This window comes from Pseudomonas sp. WS 5410 (assembly GCF_012985645.1).
Lineage (GTDB): Bacteria > Pseudomonadota > Gammaproteobacteria > Pseudomonadales > Pseudomonadaceae > Aquipseudomonas > Aquipseudomonas shahriarae.
On record NZ_JAAQWS010000040.1, the window covers coordinates 1 to 17131 of the forward strand.

The 17131-nt window shown below is 61.5% G+C and carries 19 protein-coding genes; 14 read left to right on the forward strand and 5 right to left on the reverse strand.

Going from position 1 to position 17131, the window contains the following annotated elements:
* The first annotated feature begins 413 nt into the window (after positions 1–413).
* Positions 414–1301: a threonine/homoserine exporter RhtA gene (gene rhtA, locus HBO24_RS29080; RefSeq protein WP_057441473.1), complete on the forward strand. Its 888-nt coding sequence runs from the start codon at positions 414–416 to the stop codon at positions 1299–1301.
* A gap of 169 nt (positions 1302–1470) precedes the next feature.
* Entirely contained in the window at positions 1471–1752 is a 282-nt protein-coding gene (locus HBO24_RS29085; protein ID WP_057445083.1) for a hypothetical protein, read from the forward strand.
* 4 nt (positions 1753–1756) lie between these two features.
* Here the strand turns inward: HBO24_RS29085 and HBO24_RS29090 are convergent, their stop codons facing one another.
* Positions 1757–2317 (reverse strand): TetR/AcrR family transcriptional regulator, encoded by a 561-nt coding sequence (locus tag HBO24_RS29090; RefSeq protein WP_115127889.1) that lies wholly within the window; start codon positions 2315–2317, stop codon positions 1757–1759.
* A 90-nt stretch (positions 2318–2407) separates the two neighbouring features.
* On the opposite strand from HBO24_RS29090, the gene HBO24_RS29095 reads away from it, so the two are divergent.
* Together HBO24_RS29095 and HBO24_RS29100 are read left to right on the forward strand one after the other, a co-directional pair.
* On the forward strand, positions 2408–3139 hold the full coding sequence (locus tag HBO24_RS29095; protein WP_057441470.1) for an SDR family oxidoreductase: 732 nt from the start codon (positions 2408–2410) through the stop codon (positions 3137–3139).
* A 36-nt stretch (positions 3140–3175) separates the two neighbouring features.
* Positions 3176–3766 carry a 2-hydroxychromene-2-carboxylate isomerase gene (locus HBO24_RS29100; protein ID WP_057441468.1) on the forward strand — a complete coding sequence of 197 codons (591 nt, stop codon included), beginning with the start codon at positions 3176–3178 and terminating at the stop codon, positions 3764–3766.
* 44 nt (positions 3767–3810) lie between these two features.
* Here HBO24_RS29100 and HBO24_RS29105 read toward each other — a convergent pair whose 3' ends face one another.
* From HBO24_RS29105 to HBO24_RS29115, 3 genes are all read right to left on the reverse strand, one after another.
* On the reverse strand, positions 3811–5619 hold the full coding sequence (locus HBO24_RS29105) for an aminopeptidase P family protein (protein WP_115127886.1): 1809 nt from the start codon (positions 5617–5619) through the stop codon (positions 3811–3813).
* A 37-nt stretch (positions 5620–5656) separates the two neighbouring features.
* A complete protein-coding gene (locus HBO24_RS29110; protein ID WP_170060827.1) occupies positions 5657–6817 on the reverse strand; it encodes an aminotransferase class V-fold PLP-dependent enzyme in 1161 nt (386 codons plus the stop codon).
* A gap of 233 nt (positions 6818–7050) precedes the next feature.
* Complete coding sequence (locus HBO24_RS29115; protein WP_057441463.1) at positions 7051–7320, reverse strand: hypothetical protein; 270 nt, start codon at positions 7318–7320, stop codon at positions 7051–7053.
* Between the two features lie 315 nt (positions 7321–7635).
* Here HBO24_RS29115 and HBO24_RS29120 point away from each other — a divergent pair, with 315 nt between their 5' ends.
* Positions 7636–8739 carry a sigma-54 dependent transcriptional regulator gene (locus HBO24_RS29120; RefSeq protein WP_115127883.1) on the forward strand — a complete coding sequence of 368 codons (1104 nt, stop codon included), beginning with the start codon at positions 7636–7638 and terminating at the stop codon, positions 8737–8739.
* Here HBO24_RS29120 and HBO24_RS29125 read toward each other — a convergent pair.
* Positions 8728–9093: an antibiotic biosynthesis monooxygenase gene (locus HBO24_RS29125; RefSeq protein ID WP_115127882.1), complete on the reverse strand. Its 366-nt coding sequence runs from the start codon at positions 9091–9093 to the stop codon at positions 8728–8730. The two genes, HBO24_RS29120 and HBO24_RS29125, sit on opposite strands and share 12 nt — an antisense overlap.
* Before the next feature lie 192 nt (positions 9094–9285).
* Between HBO24_RS29125 and HBO24_RS29130 the strand changes: the two genes are divergently transcribed.
* The 9 genes from HBO24_RS29130 (at position 9286) to HBO24_RS29170 (ending at position 16290) form a co-directional block, all read left to right on the forward strand.
* Positions 9286–9741: a VOC family protein gene (locus HBO24_RS29130; protein WP_057441459.1), complete on the forward strand. Its 456-nt coding sequence runs from the start codon at positions 9286–9288 to the stop codon at positions 9739–9741.
* Positions 9742–10127: 386 nt separating this feature from the next.
* Complete coding sequence (locus tag HBO24_RS29135; RefSeq protein ID WP_057441456.1) at positions 10128–11336, forward strand: PepSY domain-containing protein; 1209 nt, start codon at positions 10128–10130, stop codon at positions 11334–11336.
* Positions 11336–11875 carry a hypothetical protein gene (locus HBO24_RS29140; protein ID WP_057441455.1) on the forward strand — a complete coding sequence of 180 codons (540 nt, stop codon included), beginning with the start codon at positions 11336–11338 and terminating at the stop codon, positions 11873–11875. Before HBO24_RS29135 ends, HBO24_RS29140 begins: the two co-directional genes overlap by 1 nt.
* Positions 11872–12201 carry a hypothetical protein gene (locus HBO24_RS29145; protein ID WP_057441453.1) on the forward strand — a complete coding sequence of 110 codons (330 nt, stop codon included), beginning with the start codon at positions 11872–11874 and terminating at the stop codon, positions 12199–12201. Before HBO24_RS29140 ends, HBO24_RS29145 begins: the two co-directional genes overlap by 4 nt.
* A 5-nt stretch (positions 12202–12206) precedes the next feature.
* Complete coding sequence (locus HBO24_RS29150) at positions 12207–12773, forward strand: DUF6162 family protein (protein WP_057441451.1); 567 nt, start codon at positions 12207–12209, stop codon at positions 12771–12773.
* A gap of 34 nt (positions 12774–12807) precedes the next feature.
* Positions 12808–13728 (forward strand): metal ABC transporter substrate-binding protein, encoded by a 921-nt coding sequence (locus HBO24_RS29155; protein WP_057960209.1) that lies wholly within the window; start codon positions 12808–12810, stop codon positions 13726–13728.
* Positions 13725–14471: a metal ABC transporter ATP-binding protein gene (locus HBO24_RS29160; RefSeq protein ID WP_057441447.1), complete on the forward strand. Its 747-nt coding sequence runs from the start codon at positions 13725–13727 to the stop codon at positions 14469–14471. The genes HBO24_RS29155 and HBO24_RS29160 overlap by 4 nt, the downstream gene beginning before the upstream one ends.
* Positions 14468–15367 carry a metal ABC transporter permease gene (locus HBO24_RS29165; RefSeq protein ID WP_057441446.1) on the forward strand — a complete coding sequence of 300 codons (900 nt, stop codon included), beginning with the start codon at positions 14468–14470 and terminating at the stop codon, positions 15365–15367. The genes HBO24_RS29160 and HBO24_RS29165 overlap by 4 nt, the downstream gene beginning before the upstream one ends.
* Positions 15367–16290 carry a zinc ABC transporter substrate-binding protein gene (locus tag HBO24_RS29170; protein WP_170060828.1) on the forward strand — a complete coding sequence of 308 codons (924 nt, stop codon included), beginning with the start codon at positions 15367–15369 and terminating at the stop codon, positions 16288–16290. Before HBO24_RS29165 ends, HBO24_RS29170 begins: the two co-directional genes overlap by 1 nt.
* The last annotated feature ends 841 nt before the right edge of the window (positions 16291–17131 follow it).

Consider the following 17131-nt stretch of genomic DNA (forward strand, 5'->3'; position numbering starts at 1 on the left):
CGATCTCTCGTTAGCGGGAGGCGAATTCTACAGCGTTACACGCTGCTGTCAACACCTCTTTTTCTCCGCTTTCGACCGAGAGGATCGAAACGTTAATAGAGCCAAACAACACTGCTCTACCAACTCCTTCTGGGCTTCGATGAACTGAAGCAACTCGCTGTCGAACTCTGCGTAACTCTTTGTTTACCAAGGAGTTTTCCGCTTCGACTGCGCCGGAAGTGGGGCGAATTATAGACTTCCAGAATCTGCCGTCAACCTTTAATTTCATTTTTCTATCGAAGGGCCCAGCAACTCTCAAAAACCTCGCCTTCTATATAGAAGGCCCAAGAAATTGAGCAATATATTGCTCAATTGCCAGCAGTTGATCATCATAGTGCCCTCTGCCTCTATATGAACCTGGACAAACACCCCCAATGACCACTTCATCCCGCAGCCTGGGCTCGGCGCTGTTTCCTGTCGGCCTACTGCTGATTGCCATGGCCTCTATACAGTCGGGCGCTTCACTGGCCAAAAGCATGTTCCCGATTGTGGGCGCCCAAGGCACCACCACCCTGCGCCTGGTTTTCGCCAGCATCATAATGCTGCTGTTGCTGCGCCCCTGGCGCGCCAAACTCACCGCCAGGTCACTGCGTACCGTCATCGTTTACGGCATGGCGCTGGGCGGCATGAACTTCCTCTTCTATATGTCATTGCGCACCGTGCCCCTGGGTATTGCGGTAGCCCTGGAATTCACCGGCCCACTAGCCGTTGCCATCTATGCTTCCCGGCGTGCCGTCGACTTCCTGTGGATAGCCCTGGCCATTATCGGCCTGCTGCTATTAATACCCGTCGGTGAAGCAAGCCAAGGCATCGACCTGACCGGCGCCGCCTACGCATTGGGTGCGGGGATCTGCTGGGCCCTCTATATTCTGTTCGGCCAGAAGGCTGGCGCGGACAATGGCGTGCAAACCGCGGCTCTCGGCGTAATGATCGCCGCACTGTTCGTCGCCCCCATCGGTATCGTCCATGCCGGTAGCGCGCTGCTGACACCCGCGCTGATTCCGATCGCCATTGGCGTGGCGATTCTTTCCACCGCCCTCCCCTACACCCTGGAGATGGTCGCCCTGACCCGCCTGCCCGCGCGCACCTTCGGCACGCTGATGAGTATCGAGCCCGCGTTCGGTGCGCTTTCCGGGCTGTTTTTCCTCCAGGAATACCTGTCCCTGGCGCAATGGCTGGCGATCGCCTGCATTATCCTGGCCTCCGTGGGCGCAACGCTGACCATGCGTAGCCAGTCAAAGCCAATCATCGCGGCAGATTGAGACAGGATTTAACGAAGCTCTGGCATTTGCCGCTCAATTAGGCCATGTTTAGGCTGTAACTCAGTGTCAGTCATGGAGATTTTCGAATAAGGACATCCACCGACCCTACACTTGAGAGCGAGCAAAGCCAGCATCGGGCATTCCAACGGCGCGGCTATTAAGGATGGTAATGAAGCGAATTTTGATACTGCTTGTCGTCATCGCCTTGGCTGGGTGTGCCGCAACCACCAAGACAGAAGTCAAACGCGGAAAGAAAGGGCTGCATATCAACTGCTCTGGCCTGTCCTCCTCTTGGGACCAGTGCTACACCAGCGCAGCCAACTCGTGCGGCAAGAAAGGCTACAGAGTGATCGCCAAATCCGGCGACAACAGCGAGGAGCCGGGTGACTACCCCTTCGGCATCAACCCGGCCGGCTATACCAGCCGTAGCATGATCGTGCTCTGCAAGTAAGCGCTCATTCCTGCGAAATTCTCTGACTGAGCTCTTCATAGCTCGATGCAAGTACCTGCGCCTGAACCTGCGGGTCGACCATCATCCTGGCCACCACCAGTGCACCCACACACTGGGATAAGATAGCCCAGGCCAGGCTTTCGCTCTCCAAGATCCGCGCCCAGTTGGCCTGCAGCCGGCAAATCCACTCCTGGGCGTGTTGGCGTACCGCGATATCCGCACGGGCAATTTCCGCGCCCATGCTCGGCAAGGCGCAACCGTCTTGCACTTGCTCCACATGGGCCATGCTCAGATAGAACTTGAGGCAGCGCTGCAGGCGCTCCCGACTCTGCACCTCGCCCACACTCAAACGCTCCAGGCTTTGGCTCAACTCATGCTCGACGATGGAGCTGAACAGCGCGTCCTTGGACGAAAAGTGGCTATAAAAAGCCCCGCCACTCAGGCCAATGGCTTTCATCAGCCCATCTACGCCAACGCTGGCAAACCCTTCTTTTTTCGCCAGGGCCGCACTGCTGTGCAGGAGCTTGTCCCTGGTTTGCTGCTTGTGACTGACTGAATAGCGCATCGCCTCTCCCCTTGAAGACACCACCTTGACGCCTGCCGAATCGTAGCATAACGTTCGTTTAGTTAACGATCGTTTACCCAAGGACTTGCCATGACTGAGAATAAGAAAATCGTACTGGTCGTCGGCGCAGGCGACGCTACAGGCGGCGCCATTGCCAAGCGTTTTGCCCGCGAAGGTTATGTGGCCTGCGTCACCCGACGCAGTGCCGACAAGCTGCAACCCCTGGTGGACAGTATCCAGGCTGCGGGCGGCGAGGCTCACGGCTTTGCCTGCGATGCACGCAAAGAGGACGAGGTGATCGCGCTGATCGAGCAGATCGAAAGCGAGCTGGGTCCGATTGAGGCATTCGTGTTCAACATCGGCGCCAACGTGCCGTGCAGCATCCTCGAAGAAACCGCCCGCAAATATTTCAAGATCTGGGAGATGGCCTGCTTCTCAGGCTTCCTCAATGCCCGTGAAGTGGCCAAGCGCATGGTGACCCGCCAGCGCGGGACGATTCTGTTTACCGGGGCCACCGCCGGGTTACGCGGTGCCGCAGGCTTTGCCGCCTTTGCCGGGGCCAAACACGGCATTCGCGCCCTGGCCCAAAGTATGGCCCGCGAGCTGGGCCCGATGAACATCCATGTGGCCCACGTGGTCGTGGATGGCGCCATCGACACGGACTTCATCCGCGACAACTTCCCAAGCAAATACGCGCTCAAGGACCAGGACGGCATTCTGGATCCCGAGCATATCGCCGACAACTATTGGCACCTGCACCGCCAGCCACGGGATGCCTGGACCTTCGAACTGGACCTGCGCCCCTGGAACGAAACCTGGTAAGCACGCCAACATAACAATAAGCAGCGAGCATCCAACATGAGCAAAACCCTGGAATTCTTCTTCGACCTCGGCAGCCCCACCACCTACCTGGCCTACACCCAACTGCCCGGAATCTGTGCCGAAACCGGCAGCCAACTGGTGTATCAGCCCATCCTGCTGGGCGGCATCTTCAAGGCCACCGGCAATGCCTCGCCCGTCACCATCCCGGCCAAGGGCCGCTACCTGCTGCAAGACCTGGCACGCTACGCCAAGCGTTACGGGGTCCCCCTCAAGTTCAATCCGCACTTCCCCATCAATACCCTGACCCTGATGCGCGCCGTCACCGGCATTCAACTACGCCAGCCAGAACGCTTTATCGACTTCATCGACTGCCTGTTCCGGGCGATATGGGTGGAAGGGCGCAACATGGGGGATCCAGCAGTCGTAGCGGCGGTGCTGGCGCAACACCACTTCGACCCTGCCCAGGTGCTGGAGCTGACCCAGGATGAGGAGGTCAAGGACGCCCTCAAGCACAAGACCGAAGAGGCGATTGCCCGTGGCATGTTTGGGGCGCCTGCCATGTTTGTCGGCCAGCAACTGTTCTTCGGCCAGGATCGCCTGGACTTTGTCCGCGAAGCTTTGAGTTAAGCCTGCAAGCCGCTCGCCGGCCCACGCCTGCGAGCGGCCAGGCCTTATATAGCTGCCGTGCGCAACTGCAACCATTCCAGCGCGGCGCCGCTGAGCAACGGGCTCAAGCGTTGACGCACCTGGGCATGGTAGTCGTTGAACCACTGTCGCTCCTCGATCGTCAGCAGGGACGGTACCAGGCAACGGGTATCAATCGGGCACAGTGTCAGGGTTTCGAACTTGAGGAACTCGCCGAACTCGGTCTTACCCGCCTCCCGGTTCAACACCAGGTTCTCGATACGCACCCCCCAACGCCCTGGGCGATAGGTACCCGGTTCAATGGAGGTGATCATGCCCGGCTGCATCGCAGTTTGCGGCGCGGCCGCCGCCTGGTAGGCAATCACCTGCGGGCCTTCATGGACATTAAGGAAGTAGCCCACCCCGTGACCGGTGCCGTGACCATAATCCACGCCTTCAGCCCAGATCGGTGCGCGGGCGATGGCGTCCAGCAATGGCGAGAGGATGCCCTTGGGAAACTGCGCCCGCGACAAGGCAATCACGCCCTTGAGCACCCGCGTGCAATCGCGCTTTTGTTCCTCGCTCGGCGTGCCGATGGGCACCATCCGCGTGATATCTGTGGTGCCGCCCAGGTACTGGCCGCCCGAATCAATCAGCAGCAGGCCATCGCCTTCGATCACCGCGTGTTCTTCTTCGGTGGCATGGTAATGGGGCATCGCGCCATTGCCATTGAATGCGGCGATGGTATTGAAGCTCAACGATACATAATCCGGGCGACGGGTACGCGCGGCCGTCAGGTGTTCATCAATGGTCAGCTCAGTGATGCGCTCGCGGCCCAAGGCCGAGTCCAGCCAGGCGAAAAACTCGCACAACGCCGCGCCATCCTGCTCCATGGCCCGGCGAATATGCTCGGCATCCGCCAGGCTTTTACGGGACTTGGCCAATGTAGTCGGGTTGAGGCCTTCGACCAGCTTCACGCCACTGGCCAGATTCTCCAGCAGCCCCGCCGTCACGCGTGCAGGGTCCACCTGCAGGCTGGCCCCGTCCGGCACTTCAGCCAGGGCCGCGGCCACTTCACTGTAGTCCCGCAGCGTCACGCCATCCTGTTCCAGCACCCCACGCAACTGGGCATCGACCTTGCCGAGGGCAACAAACAGCGTGGCCTGCTGCTGGTTGATCAGGGCGAACGAGACAAACACCGGGTTGAACGAAACATCTGCGCCGCGCAGGTTAAACAGCCAGGCGATGTCATCCAGGGTGGCAATAAAATGCCAATCCGCGCCCTTTTCCTTCAGGCTGGCGCGCAGTGCCGCGAGTTTTTCGCCTCGGCTGACGGTGGCCTGGGGCGGCAGGTGCTGGTAGATCGGCTGGTTGGGCAGCGCTGGGCGGTCGGTCCAGACCTCACTCAACAAATCAATATCGGTACGCAGGCGCGCGCCTCGCTCAGCCAGCTTGCCGCCCAGGGTACGGGCCGACGCAACAGCCATCACCGCGCCATCCACGGCCACCACCCCGCCTTCCGGGGTTTGCTCCCCCAGCCACTCCAGCGGGCCGGGCTGCCCCGGTTGCAACTTCACCAACTCAATGCCGCTGCCGTTGAGTTCCTTGGTCGCCTGCTCCCAGTAACGGCTGTCTGCCCAGACGCCGGCGAAATCAGCCGTGACAATCAGCGTGCCGACCGAGCCATGAAACCCCGACAACCATTGCCGGCCCTGCCAGTAGCCCGGCAAGTATTCGGACAGGTGCGGGTCGGCCGATGGCACCAGCAGGGCATCAATGCCCTCCCGCTTCATCAACTCGCGGGTGCGCGCCAGGCGCTGGGGAACCGTTCCATGGGGCAAAGGCTGCGTACTCATCATCTCTCCTGCTAAGCACTCATAATTGTTATGTATTTCAAACCGCCCAAAAGGCCGGTGCGCTGGCCAACGAGTTCTTGATCAATTGCACCGCCTGATCGATATCCTGCCCGGTGGTAAACCGCCCCAGGCTCAAGCGAATGGTGCGACCGGCACTGCGCGCATCATGCCCCAGGGCAAGCAGTACATGGGAGGGCACATTGCTGGCCGAATTGCAGGCAGAGGTCGCCGAAAAAGCGATCCCGGCGCTCAAGGCCGCCGAATTGAACTCGCCTTCGCTGAAGGTCAGGCTCAAGGTGTGGGGAATCCGCTGGGTGGCGCTGCCGTTCAGGCGCACGCCGGGAATGTCCAGCAATTGCTCAAGCAAACGCTGGCGCAGGGCGACAATACCTGCCGACTCTTCGGCAAAGGATTGCGCGGCCAACGCGAAGGCACTGCCCATGCCTGCAATCTGGTGAGTCGCCAGGGTTCCCGAGCGCAGCCCGCCTTCGTGACCACCGCCATGGATCTGCGCCGTGACGTTCTGCTGCGCCCGCGGCCCGACATACAGCGCACCGATGCCTTTGGGGCCATACAGTTTATGCGCCGAAAACGACATCAGGTCCACCGGCCAGTGCGCCAGGTCGATCTCGACTTTGCCCGCCCCTTGCGCCGCGTCCACATGCAGCAGCGCGCCATGCTCACGCACCCGCGCACCAATGGCCGGGATGTCGTTGAGCGTGCCCAGCTCATTGTTGACCAGCATCAACGACACCAAAAACGTGTCTTCGCGCAGCGCCTGGCTGACCGCCTCGACGGTAATCAGGCCATCGGCATCCGGCACCAGGTAGGTCACGGCAATCCCGGCTTGCTGCAATTGGCGGGCGGTGTCCAGCGTTGCCTTGTGCTCGATCTGACTGGTGATGATATGGCCACCGGCCACGCCCCGCGCCTGGGTCACACCCTTGAGCGCAAGGTTGTTGGATTCGGTAGCACCCGAGGTCCAGACGATCTGCTCGGCCTGGGCGCCGACCAACTCCGCCACCTGACGGCGCGCCTGCTCGACCGTGTGCCGGGCCTGTTGGCCAAACGCATGGGAGCTGGACGCAGGGTTACCGAAATTGGCGTTGAAACCCAGGCACTCGACCATGACCTGGATGACCCGCTCATCCACCGGGGTGGTGGCGGCGTAGTCAAAATACAGAGGACGTTTATTCATGACGTTTAGAGACCCGCAGAGCATGTTCCCGAGATCAGCGTCTCAGGGGCAGCGACCAGTACAGAGTTCGTCAGGTTAACCTGATCGGATGCCGTTAAAGAAAGACCACTTTATTTAAAAGTGCGTAGGAACGCTCCTGAAATTGAGCTTAACAGGCTCGACGAAAAGGATGGAAAACAAAAAGCCCGAAGTTCCTGTACGGAACCTCGGGCTCTGGGACGCCGCAGTTTGTCTCAGCTCGGACGGTCATGCAGGGTAACGTTGCGCTCGGCATTCATTGCACCCTGGCGATCAAAGCCCATTGGCGCCTGTGGCCGGGCTGCGAGTTCAGTTTTCTTCTGTTGATATTCATCAAACGACAAACCCCGCCGGTTCAGCCCTTCCATTGCCAATTGCCGGCTCTCCTCGGCGGAGTACGGGCGCAATTCAGGCGCCGGATGGGTCGCACAACCAGCAAGAAAAGAGGCGACCAGCAACAAGGCAACAGAAAGTGAATGGTTCATGACGAAGGTCCTGCGAATTGGGCGTTGAGGCAATGGACACAGGCTACTCCCGCCTTTGCATCGGGAAAAATCATCCTCTGTGATAGTCGCTATCAGTCAATCCTTCATATTTCTTTTTGTTCTATAAATATATAAACACATTTGTTTACGGAATAAAAAAGACCCTCTATAACAGACTCCCAGCGTCGCAACTGCCTCCACGAGCCGCTCGGCCTCGCCACTGAACGCCTGCAAGCGGCGCAGGCCTGGTACGAGGTGGCGCACCGCGTTGGGCCAGCCCCTGCCGACATCCACGTCCTATTCCTTGAGGTGCCCATGCAGCTTTTGACCCTTGCGCCCTCGCCCGCACTCGCCACGTCGATTCGCGCCACCGCGCAAGTCTTCGAAGACCCCAAATCCCGGGCCTTGCTCGCGCATATCCAGCAAGTGGCGCCCAGCGAAGCCAGCGTGCTGATCATCGGCGAAACCGGCACCGGCAAAGAGCTGGTGGCCCGCCATATCCATAACCTCAGCGCCAGGCGCAACCGACCGTTCGTGGCGGTGAATTGTGGGGCGTTTTCCGAATCCCTGGTGGAAGCGGAGTTGTTCGGCCATGAAAAAGGCGCGTTCACCGGCGCTCTCGGCGCCAAGGCTGGCTGGTTCGAGGAGGCCGACGGCGGCACCCTGTTCCTCGATGAGATCGGTGATCTGCCCATGGCCATCCAGGTCAAGCTGCTGCGCGTCCTGCAAGAACGCGAAGTGGTGCGCCTGGGCTCACGCAAGAGCATTCCGATTGATGTGCGGGTGCTGGCGGCGACCAATGTGCAACTGGAAAAAGCCATCAATGCCGGGCATTTCCGTGAAGACCTGTACTACCGCCTGGACGTGGTCAGCCTGGAACTGAGCCCCTTGCGCGAACGCCCCGGCGATATCCTGCCCCTGACCCGGCACTTTATCGACGCCTACAGCCAGCGCCTGGGCTACGGCCCCATCACCCTCAGCCCCGAAGCCGAGCACAAGCTCAAAGGCTACAGCTGGCCGGGCAATATCCGCGAGCTGGAAAACGTCATTCATCACACCTTGCTGATTTGCCGCAATGGCCTGATTGAACGCGATGACCTGCGCCTGTCGAACATGCGCATCGAGCGCCAGGATGATAGCCAGCACAGCCTCGACCACAGTGCCGAAGCCTTGCTGGAGCGTGCCTTCCAGAAACTGTTTGACGAACAGGCCGGTGCCTTGCATGAGAAAGTCGAGGACGCATTGCTACGCGCCGCCTACCGCTTCAGCCACTACAACCAGGTACACACCGCCAACCTGCTGGGCCTGAGCCGCAATATCACGCGTACGCGCCTGATCAAGATCGGCGAACTGGCGGTCAACAAGCGGCGCCCAGAGGGAAGCCTGCAAGGTGAGCGCATGCTGCATCTATCGATATAGGCTGCACGCCAACGCGTTGTCGGCGCTGCGCTCGATACTGCGCAGCACCTGGAATGAACCGAAGGTCACGGCAGTAGCCTGATGGGCACGAATCAGTGCCCAGAAGTTCTCGCCCTCGCTCTCCAGCCGCTGGAACGCCGTGGCACCGTCTTCGCGGGCCTGCCATTGCAGGTAGTTGAGCACCCGCCGACCGTCATCACTGACCAGCACACTGGCACTCAGAAACCCCTCATGGCCTTGGGCCAGGCGCTCGCTCTGCTCGGACAGCGCCAACACCAGCGCGGACTGCTGCCGGGGCTCGATCTGAAACTCGATCACTTGGGTAAAACCATGACTTTTCGCTGAAGCTTGCATGACAAATCCCCTTTAGCTGTAGGTGCCACGCAGGGTAAAACCTCTAGTTAAGTTAAGGTCAAGCCTCTGTTTGAGAAACTGTTGAATGCACCGTTACAGGACAGTCGTCGGTTGCCCGCAGGCCACGAAAGGCCTGACCTATAGTGAAAAGACCGGAAGACCCGGCACCTCCCCCCCCTCAAGGAGAGCGAAATGAGCGTTAAACCCATTCCCGATGGCTACCACAGCATCACGCCCTACCTGGGCATCGACAAGGCAGCTGAAGCCATCGAGTTCTACCAAAAAGCCTTCGATGCCACCGTTTTCATGCGCCTGGACATGCCGGACGGCAAGGTCGGCCACGCCGAACTGCGCATTGGCGATTCGCCGATCATGCTGGCCTCGCCCTGTGATGAAATGGCTTTCGGCAGCCCTGGAGCGCACCCCACCAGCGTTGGCCTGCATCTGTATGTGAAGGACGTCGACGCGCAGTACAAACAGGCGATCGCGGCAGGCGGCACGGCGATTTCCGAACCCAAGGATCAATTCTACGGCGACCGCTCCGGCACGTTGAGGGATCCCTTCGGACACGTCTGGTTCCTCGCCACTCATATAGAAGAGCTGACCGAGGAACAGATTCACAAGCGCGCCAAAGAGCTGTTTGCATAATCCCCAATCTCCTAAAGCCCGCTCGCCACAAGGTGCAACAGCCCCCCCCTGTGGCGAGCGGGCTTGCCCGCGTTGGGCTGCGTAGCAGCCCCGACCAGCAAGTCCACCTGACTCTTGCAGAAACATCGAGTAGCCAGGTTTTGGGGCTGCTGCGCAGCCCAACGCGGGCAAGCCCCCTCGCCACACTTTTTTGTGCTGACTAACTGAACAGCAATGAGCCCCAACAGGGGTTTCCCGCGCACCTGAAACATTTGCTTTCATTTCTGCCTTAGGGTTTTGCGATTCTCATCCGTCTTAACTTAGATACAGCCCGTCGCGTAAGCAAAAGCTACGACCGGCCTTTCCCGGGCCTTTTCTGCCCTCCTCCGATCAAGACCCCCATAGACATGTCGAAGAAGTCACGCTCCAAACTCTGGTTTCTCGTCCACAGCTGGCTGGCATTGCCCATCTGGTTCTTCGTACTGATCGTCTGCGTCACCGGGACCCTGGCGGTGGTCAGCCAGGAAATCGTCTGGCTGGCCAACCCGGAAATGCGCGCCAGCAAGCCATCGGACGATGCCGAACTGCTCACTTACGACCAGATCCTCGCCGCGATCAAGCAGGCCGAGCCAAAGGCCATTGTCGAGTCCATCGTCCGTCCGGACGAATCGCACTTTGCGCTCGACGTCGACATCAGCTACCCCGACGGCCGCTCCGTGGCGGTCTACGTCAACCCGTACACGGGGGTCATCCAGGGCATCAGCCCATCGTTCAACTTCCGCCAGTTCACCCGCGCCTTGCATGGCTGGTGGCTGGTGCCGTTTACCAATGGCTTTAGTTGGGGCTGGTACCTGGTGTCGTTCCTCGGGCTGCCGATGCTCGCCTCGCTGGTCACAGGCCTGGTGGTGTACAAACGGTTCTGGAAAGGGTTCTTCAAGCCAACCCTGCGCTTCAAGCATGGGGCGCGGATTTTCTGGGGCGACTTCCACCGCCTGAGCGGCATCTGGTCGATCTGGTTTATCGCGGTGATTTCCATCACCGGCACCTGGTTCTTGATCCAGGCGCTTCTCGCGGACAACCAGATCACCATCTCCAGCCAGCCGATCGTGCCGGTGATCTCCCGGGACAAGGTGCCGTTGTCGGCCCCCGGTGTACCGGCACCGATGATCGCCCTGGACGATGCCATCAACATTGCCACCCAGCGTATCCCCGGCTTCGACGTCAGCTTCGTCGGCCTGCCAAGCAATGCCTACAGTCACTTGAGCATCGGCGGCCGCGGCTGGTACCCGCTGATGTTCCAGACAGCCGACATCAACCCCTACAACGGTGAAATCGCCGCCACGCACCTGCTGTCCGACCGCACGGGCCTGGAGTTCGTCACCGAGTCCATGCGCCCGCTGCACACCGGCGACTTTGGCGGGATCTGGATCAAGCTGGTCTGGTTCTTCTTCGGCCTGTTGCTGAGCATGATGGTCCTCAGCGGTCTGTTGATCTGGAGCAAGCGCACGGCCCTGGCCACGCTGCACGCGCTCAAGCGCAGCACCAAGGCCACGCGCAATACGGCGCCGGCCAACCCCATCGGCGCCATGCAGGCTGAAACCTCGGAGGGCAAATAATGAGCAAGGCCACCACCGTTCAAGCGCCCTCGCCACTGCGCGCCTTCTGGCTCAAATGGCGCTTTCACATCAATATCCTGCTGTTGCTGGTGCCCCTGGGTTTTATGCCTAAGTACTTTGCCGACGTCGCACTGTTTCGCGGCGACGCCGGCCTGGGCGAGCGCGAGGTCGGTGAAGTGCAGGTCGGCCCGTGGAGCATTACCCTCGCCGAGTTGCGCAATGAAGCGCCCCGCCCCGACCCGGCCGGCCCGATGAAATCCTTCAACGCCGCCCTGTGCGCCACCTGTGGCGACCAGGTCAAGGCCACCTACCTGCGCATCGGCAAGCCCCGCAGCCTGCGGGCCGCCGGGGTGATTTTCTTCGGCACCCCGTACCGCATGGGCGCTGTGCTGCCGATCCCGGAACGCACCCCGCCCGACGCCGAACTGTGGATCACCATGGAAGGCTGGGACGGCAGCATGCAGCAGGCCTCCATTCCCTTGAGTCAGGCTTCGCCTGCCACCGTCGCCTGGTTGAACAAGCAAGGAGTTAAACCATGACTTTACTGCGCCTGACCCGCGCCTGCGCCGTGCTGATCCTCAGCCTGGGTGCAAGCAACTACGCCCTGGCCCACAACCCGATGTGCGAATGCAAGGAGATCCCCGGCGAACAGATCCAGTGCACCGGTGGTTTTTCCGACGGCAGCGGCGCGCCCGGCGTGACCCTGGATGTGATCGGCTACGACGAAACCATCCTGGTGCCCGGCAAGCTGGGGCCCGACTCGACGTTGACCTTCAAAAAACCTGCCGCCGAATTCTATGTGCTGTTTGACGCCGGTCCCGGCCACGTTGTCGAGATCGACCAAGCGGATATCCAGGCGCCATGACCCCCATGAACCCAGGCAGCACCCAGGTGGTCCGGCCCGCCGGTGCCGGGCACGAAACCCTCTACGTCCTGCTGCTGTGCCTGATCATCCTGGCCGTCGCCGGCACGGTGGTGTCACTGCACGGCGAAACCCAGGCCGTCGAGGCCGTGGCCAGCCACCAGTTGGACGCCCGCCGCGACCTGAGCGCGGCCGAGCAAGGCATCTATGCCGACCTGCGGGTGACCCTGGATGAAATCCAGTTGCTGGCGCAGGAACAAAGCACCCTGCCGACGCCGGCGCAACTGGCCGAAGAAGGCTTCGCGCCCTTCGCCCAGGACGCCAGTTCGGTCAGCCGTGGCGACCACCACTGGCAGTTGCTGGCGCCAGCGGCGTACCTGGGCCTGAGCCAGGCCAACGACACCAGCGGCTCACTGCTGATGCGCGTCAACGGCGCCGAGCCGGATATCTGGCTCAACCGCAGCGCCAACCTGGCCGCCCCCACCGACCTGAGCGACCAGGGGCTGATCGCCGCTGGCTGGCAGCAGGTCGTTGCGCAATTCGACGCTGGCGTCACCCGCCAGCATCGCCACTGAATTCATGCTGTCTCCGAGAGAAGATCGATTACCCATGTCTATGTCATCTCCCTTGCTCCGCCTGCTGCTGGTGGGCCTGTTCAGCGTGTTGCTGAGCCCCCTGGCCAATGCCGAGGCGGCCAAGCGCCTGCGTATCGGTATCACCCTGCACCCTTACTACAGCTACGTGGCAAATATCGTCGGCGACAAGGCCGAAGTGGTGCCGCTGATTCCGGCCGGTTTCAACCCCCATGCCTACGAACCGCGCGCCGAAGACATCAAGCGCATTGGCACCCTGGACGTGATCGTGCTCAATGGCGTCGGCCATGACGATTTTGCCGACCGCATGATCGCCACCAGCGAGCGCCCGGACATCCCGGTGATTGAGGCCAACGCCAATGTGCCGCTGCTGGCCGCCACCGGCAACGCGGCCCGTGGCGCCGGCAAGGTGGTCAACCCGCACACCTTCCTGTCCATCAGCGCGTCCATCGCCCAGGTCAACAACATCGCCCGGGAACTGGGCAAGCTCGACCCGGACAACGCCAAGGCCTATACCCAGAACGCCCGTGCCTACGGCAAGCGCCTGCGCCAGATGCGCGCCGACGCCCTGGCCAAGCTCACCAGCGCGCCCAACGCCGATCTGCGGGTGGCCACGGTGCACGCCGCCTACGACTACCTGTTGCGCGAGTTCGGCCTCGAAGTGACCGCCGTGGTCGAACCGGCCCACGGCATCGAGCCAAGCCCGAGCCAATTGAAGAAAACCATCGACCAACTGCGCGAGCTGGACGTCAAGGTGATCTTCTCGGAGATGGATTTCCCGTCCTCCTACGTCGATACCATCCAGCGTGAGTCGGGGGTCAAACTGTACCCGCTGTCGCATATTTCCTACGGTGAATACAGCGCCGAGAAGTACGAAGTGGAAATGACCGGCAACCTCAATACCGTGGTCCGGGCGATCCAGGAGTCGGGGGCATGACCGCGGCTGAACACCTGAATGTGGCCAGCATCGGCCCGACGATTGAGTTCGATAACGTCTCGCTGACCCTGGGCCGTACCGCGATCCTCGATAGCGTCAGCTTCCAGGTACAACCAGGCAGCATCCACGCCCTGGTCGGCCCGAACGGCGGCGGCAAGAGCTCGCTGATCAAGACCCTGCTGGGGCAGACGCCACACCAGGGCCAATTGAGCCTGCACTGGCCGAACACTCCCGGCACCATCGGCTACGTGCCCCAGGCCCTGGAGTTCGACCGTGGCCTGCCGATGACCGTCGACGACTTCATGGCTGCCATGTGCCAGCGGCGCCCGGCGTTTCTCGGCTTGTCCCGGCATTACGCCGGGGCGATTGGCGAGGCGCTGGAGCGCGTGGGCATGCAAGACAAGCGCAAGCGCCGCATGGGTGCGCTGTCCGGCGGCGAGCGCCAGCGTGTGCTGCTGGCCCAGGGTTTGATCCCGGCGCCGCAACTGCTGGTACTCGATGAACCGATGTCAGCCCTCGACGAAGCCGGGATCCAGGTGTTCGAACGCCTGCTGGGCGACTGGCGCCAGGCCGGGATTACCGTGCTGTGGATCGAACACGACCTGGAGGCCGTGGGCCGCCTGGCGGATCGCGTCACCGGCCTGAACCGCCGCCTGCTGTTTGATGCCACGCCCAAGGAGGCACTGACCCCGGAACGCCTGCTGACGCTGTTTTCCACTCACCCACGGAGCGCAGCCCAATGAGCTACGAAGCCTTTCGCTTGATGGTCCAGGGCTGGGCTTCCTCCGGCTACTTGCCGGAAGCCCTGGCCTATGGGTTTGTGGTCAATGCCTTGCTCGCCGGCCTATTGATCGGCCCGGTACTCGGTGGCCTGGGCACGCTGGTGGTGGTCAAGCGCTTTGCGTTTTTCTCCGAAGCCGTCGGCCATGCTGCGCTGACCGGCGTTGCCGTGGGCATTCTGCTGGGGGAACCCTACACCGGGCCTTACGGCAGCCTGTTCGGCTACTGCCTGTTGTTCGGCATCCTGCTCAATTACCTGCGCAACCGCACCGGCCTGGCCCCCGATACCCTGATCGGCGTGTTCCTCTCGGTGTCCCTGGCCCTGGGCGCGAGCCTGTTGCTGATCCTGGCGGGCAAGATCAACGTGCATATCCTGGAAAACGTGCTGTTTGGTTCGGTCCTGACCGTCAACGGCAATGACCTGGCGGTGCTGGCGGTGGTCGGCTCACTGGTGATGGCCCTGGCGTTGCCGCTGTACAACCGCATCATGCTCGCCAGCTTCAACCCGCAACTGGCTGCCGTGCGTGGCGTGGCGGTGAAGACCCTGGACTACCTGTTCGTGATCCTGGTGACGTTGATCACAGTGGCGGCGGTCAAGGTCATCGGTGCGATCCTGGTAGGCGCACTGCTGGTGATCCCGGCCGCCGCGGCTCGGCTGTTGAGCCAGTCACTCAAGGGCTTCTTCTGGATCTCGGTGGTGATTGCCACGCTCAGCACCCTGTGCGGGATTCTGTTGCCAATCATCTTCGACCTTCCTATCCCGTCCGGTGCCGCGATCATCCTCGTCGCCGGTATCGCCTTCGCCCTGGCCGCCATCGCGCGCGGCACGGTCCCCAGCCTGAAAGGGAATCTCGGATAATGCGCCCCGTTCTACGCCCCCTCGCCCTGGCCATCGCCTGCCTGATCAGCACCCCGCTGCTGGCAGCCGAAACGACCAAACCCCTGCCGGTCGCCGCCCACGCCGCCAAACCGGTCAAAGTCCTCGCGGCCTTGCCCGTGACCTACGGCCTGGCCGCCGCCCTGCTCAAGGGCACTGCGGTCAAGCTGGAGCGTGCGGCACCGGCCAACCTGCCGGGTTCGCGCCAGACCTCGTACTTTACCGGGCGTGGCGCGCCCGCCTTGCATAGCCTGGCGCTGGACGCCGATGCGGCGATCGGCCTGCGCTCGCTGTGGCCGGATGACCCGCTGTACCCAGTGGCCCGGCGCAGCAATATCCGCATCGTCGAAGTGGACGCGGCGCGCCCGGTAGACGGCGGTCTGCCAGGCGTGGCCCTGCAACCGGGGACTGTGGATGGCCTCAATAGCCAGCCGTGGCAGTCGAGCAACAACCTGGGGCGCATGGCCGATGTCATGGCTGCCGACCTGAGCAGGCTGGCGCCCGGCGCCAAGGCCCAGATCGACGGCAACCTGGCCAGCCTCAAGCAACGCCTGCTCAAGCTGACTGCCGACAGCGAAGCCCGCCTGGCCCAGGCCGATAACCTGAGTGTGATCAGCCTGAGTGATCATTTTGCTTATCTGATAAGTGGGCTGAATCTGGAGTTGGTCAGCACCGATCCGCGGCCGGACGCCGAGTGGTCTGCGCAGGCGCTACAAATGCTGACGACCAGCCTGAAGGACAACGACGTGGCGTTAGTGCTGCACCATCGCCAACCGGCTGAGGCGGTAAAAGCGGCTATCAGTGCAGGGGGGTCGAAGTTGCTGGTGCTGGGTACTGACGGTGCGGACCCGGTAGCGGAATTGGAAGGGAATGTGGATCAGGTGATCAAGGCCTTGGTGCCCTGAAAGCAAGGCAATACCCCTGTGTGTGTGCGAGCTTATGTGGGAGCGGGCTTGCCCGCGATGGCGGTGTATCAGTCAACTAATGTATCGACTGACACTTAGCCATCGCGGCATAGGTATCTACACAACTCTTTTATCTAGTGCTTATTGGGTTTGTGTACATATCCGTTGCTGCGGTCACGGCCACTTAGGGTTCCGCTCTTACAGCGGCTCACTTTGGAAAAGCCCCAAAGTAAGCAAAGGGCTTTTGCCCCACCACTCGGTGCCTCGCCTAGGCTCGGCATGCCCGCAGTCAGGCATTGCTCCGTGGGCCCGCCGCGATCGGCCATCCATGGCCGTGTCGCGGCTACCCCGGCATCCATGCCGGGGTGCCCACTGCGCAATACCTGCCTGCGGCCATCGTGGTTTAACGGGGCGCCTAAGATCAAAAGCCAGATCAAAAGCCAGATCAAAAGCAGAGCAACAGCAACAGCAATGCCAAAGCCGGGGCGTGAAGCTGCATTCCCCCCTGTGGGAGCTGGCTTGTCGGATCGCCGCATCGCTGCGATGGCGGCCGAAAGAACACATCAGAGTGTCAGGTATTCATTTGTCATCGTTAACGACCATCGCAGGCAAGCCAGCTCCCACAGGTATATGCGCACGCCTCGACGATCAGGTCGGCTGTCAGGCCGCCTCGCTTTGCTTGTGATTTTGATCTTAGGCGCCCCGTTAAACCACCCTGGCCGTCATCCGATATTGATTTGGGGGGTAACCCGGCAGGACGCCGGGTTAGCCGCGCTGGGCCATGGATGGCCCATCGCGGCGGCCCCCCAAATCAATGTCGGATGACGGGCACATCCTGCCG

Bases quoted from the DNA above. Each gene is read 5' to 3' on its own strand.
- rhtA (WP_057441473.1), top strand. From the start codon at position 414: ATGACCACTTCATCCCGCAGCCTGGGCTCGGCGCTGTTTCCTGTCGGC.
- HBO24_RS29085 (WP_057445083.1), top strand. From the start codon at position 1,471: ATGAAGCGAATTTTGATACTGCTTGTCGTCATCGCCTTGGCTGGGTGT.
- HBO24_RS29090 (WP_115127889.1), bottom strand. From the start codon at position 2,317: ATGCGCTATTCAGTCAGTCACAAGCAGCAAACCAGGGACAAGCTCCTG.
- HBO24_RS29095 (WP_057441470.1), top strand. From the start codon at position 2,408: ATGACTGAGAATAAGAAAATCGTACTGGTCGTCGGCGCAGGCGACGCT.
- HBO24_RS29100 (WP_057441468.1), top strand. From the start codon at position 3,176: ATGAGCAAAACCCTGGAATTCTTCTTCGACCTCGGCAGCCCCACCACC.
- HBO24_RS29105 (WP_115127886.1), bottom strand. From the start codon at position 5,619: ATGAGTACGCAGCCTTTGCCCCATGGAACGGTTCCCCAGCGCCTGGCG.
- HBO24_RS29110 (WP_170060827.1), bottom strand. From the start codon at position 6,817: ATGAATAAACGTCCTCTGTATTTTGACTACGCCGCCACCACCCCGGTG.
- HBO24_RS29115 (WP_057441463.1), bottom strand. From the start codon at position 7,320: ATGAACCATTCACTTTCTGTTGCCTTGTTGCTGGTCGCCTCTTTTCTT.
- HBO24_RS29120 (WP_115127883.1), top strand. From the start codon at position 7,636: ATGCAGCTTTTGACCCTTGCGCCCTCGCCCGCACTCGCCACGTCGATT.
- HBO24_RS29125 (WP_115127882.1), bottom strand. From the start codon at position 9,093: ATGCAAGCTTCAGCGAAAAGTCATGGTTTTACCCAAGTGATCGAGTTT.
- HBO24_RS29130 (WP_057441459.1), top strand. From the start codon at position 9,286: ATGAGCGTTAAACCCATTCCCGATGGCTACCACAGCATCACGCCCTAC.
- HBO24_RS29135 (WP_057441456.1), top strand. From the start codon at position 10,128: ATGTCGAAGAAGTCACGCTCCAAACTCTGGTTTCTCGTCCACAGCTGG.
- HBO24_RS29140 (WP_057441455.1), top strand. From the start codon at position 11,336: ATGAGCAAGGCCACCACCGTTCAAGCGCCCTCGCCACTGCGCGCCTTC.
- HBO24_RS29145 (WP_057441453.1), top strand. From the start codon at position 11,872: ATGACTTTACTGCGCCTGACCCGCGCCTGCGCCGTGCTGATCCTCAGC.
- HBO24_RS29150 (WP_057441451.1), top strand. From the start codon at position 12,207: ATGAACCCAGGCAGCACCCAGGTGGTCCGGCCCGCCGGTGCCGGGCAC.
- HBO24_RS29155 (WP_057960209.1), top strand. From the start codon at position 12,808: ATGTCTATGTCATCTCCCTTGCTCCGCCTGCTGCTGGTGGGCCTGTTC.
- HBO24_RS29160 (WP_057441447.1), top strand. From the start codon at position 13,725: ATGACCGCGGCTGAACACCTGAATGTGGCCAGCATCGGCCCGACGATT.
- HBO24_RS29165 (WP_057441446.1), top strand. From the start codon at position 14,468: ATGAGCTACGAAGCCTTTCGCTTGATGGTCCAGGGCTGGGCTTCCTCC.
- HBO24_RS29170 (WP_170060828.1), top strand. From the start codon at position 15,367: ATGCGCCCCGTTCTACGCCCCCTCGCCCTGGCCATCGCCTGCCTGATC.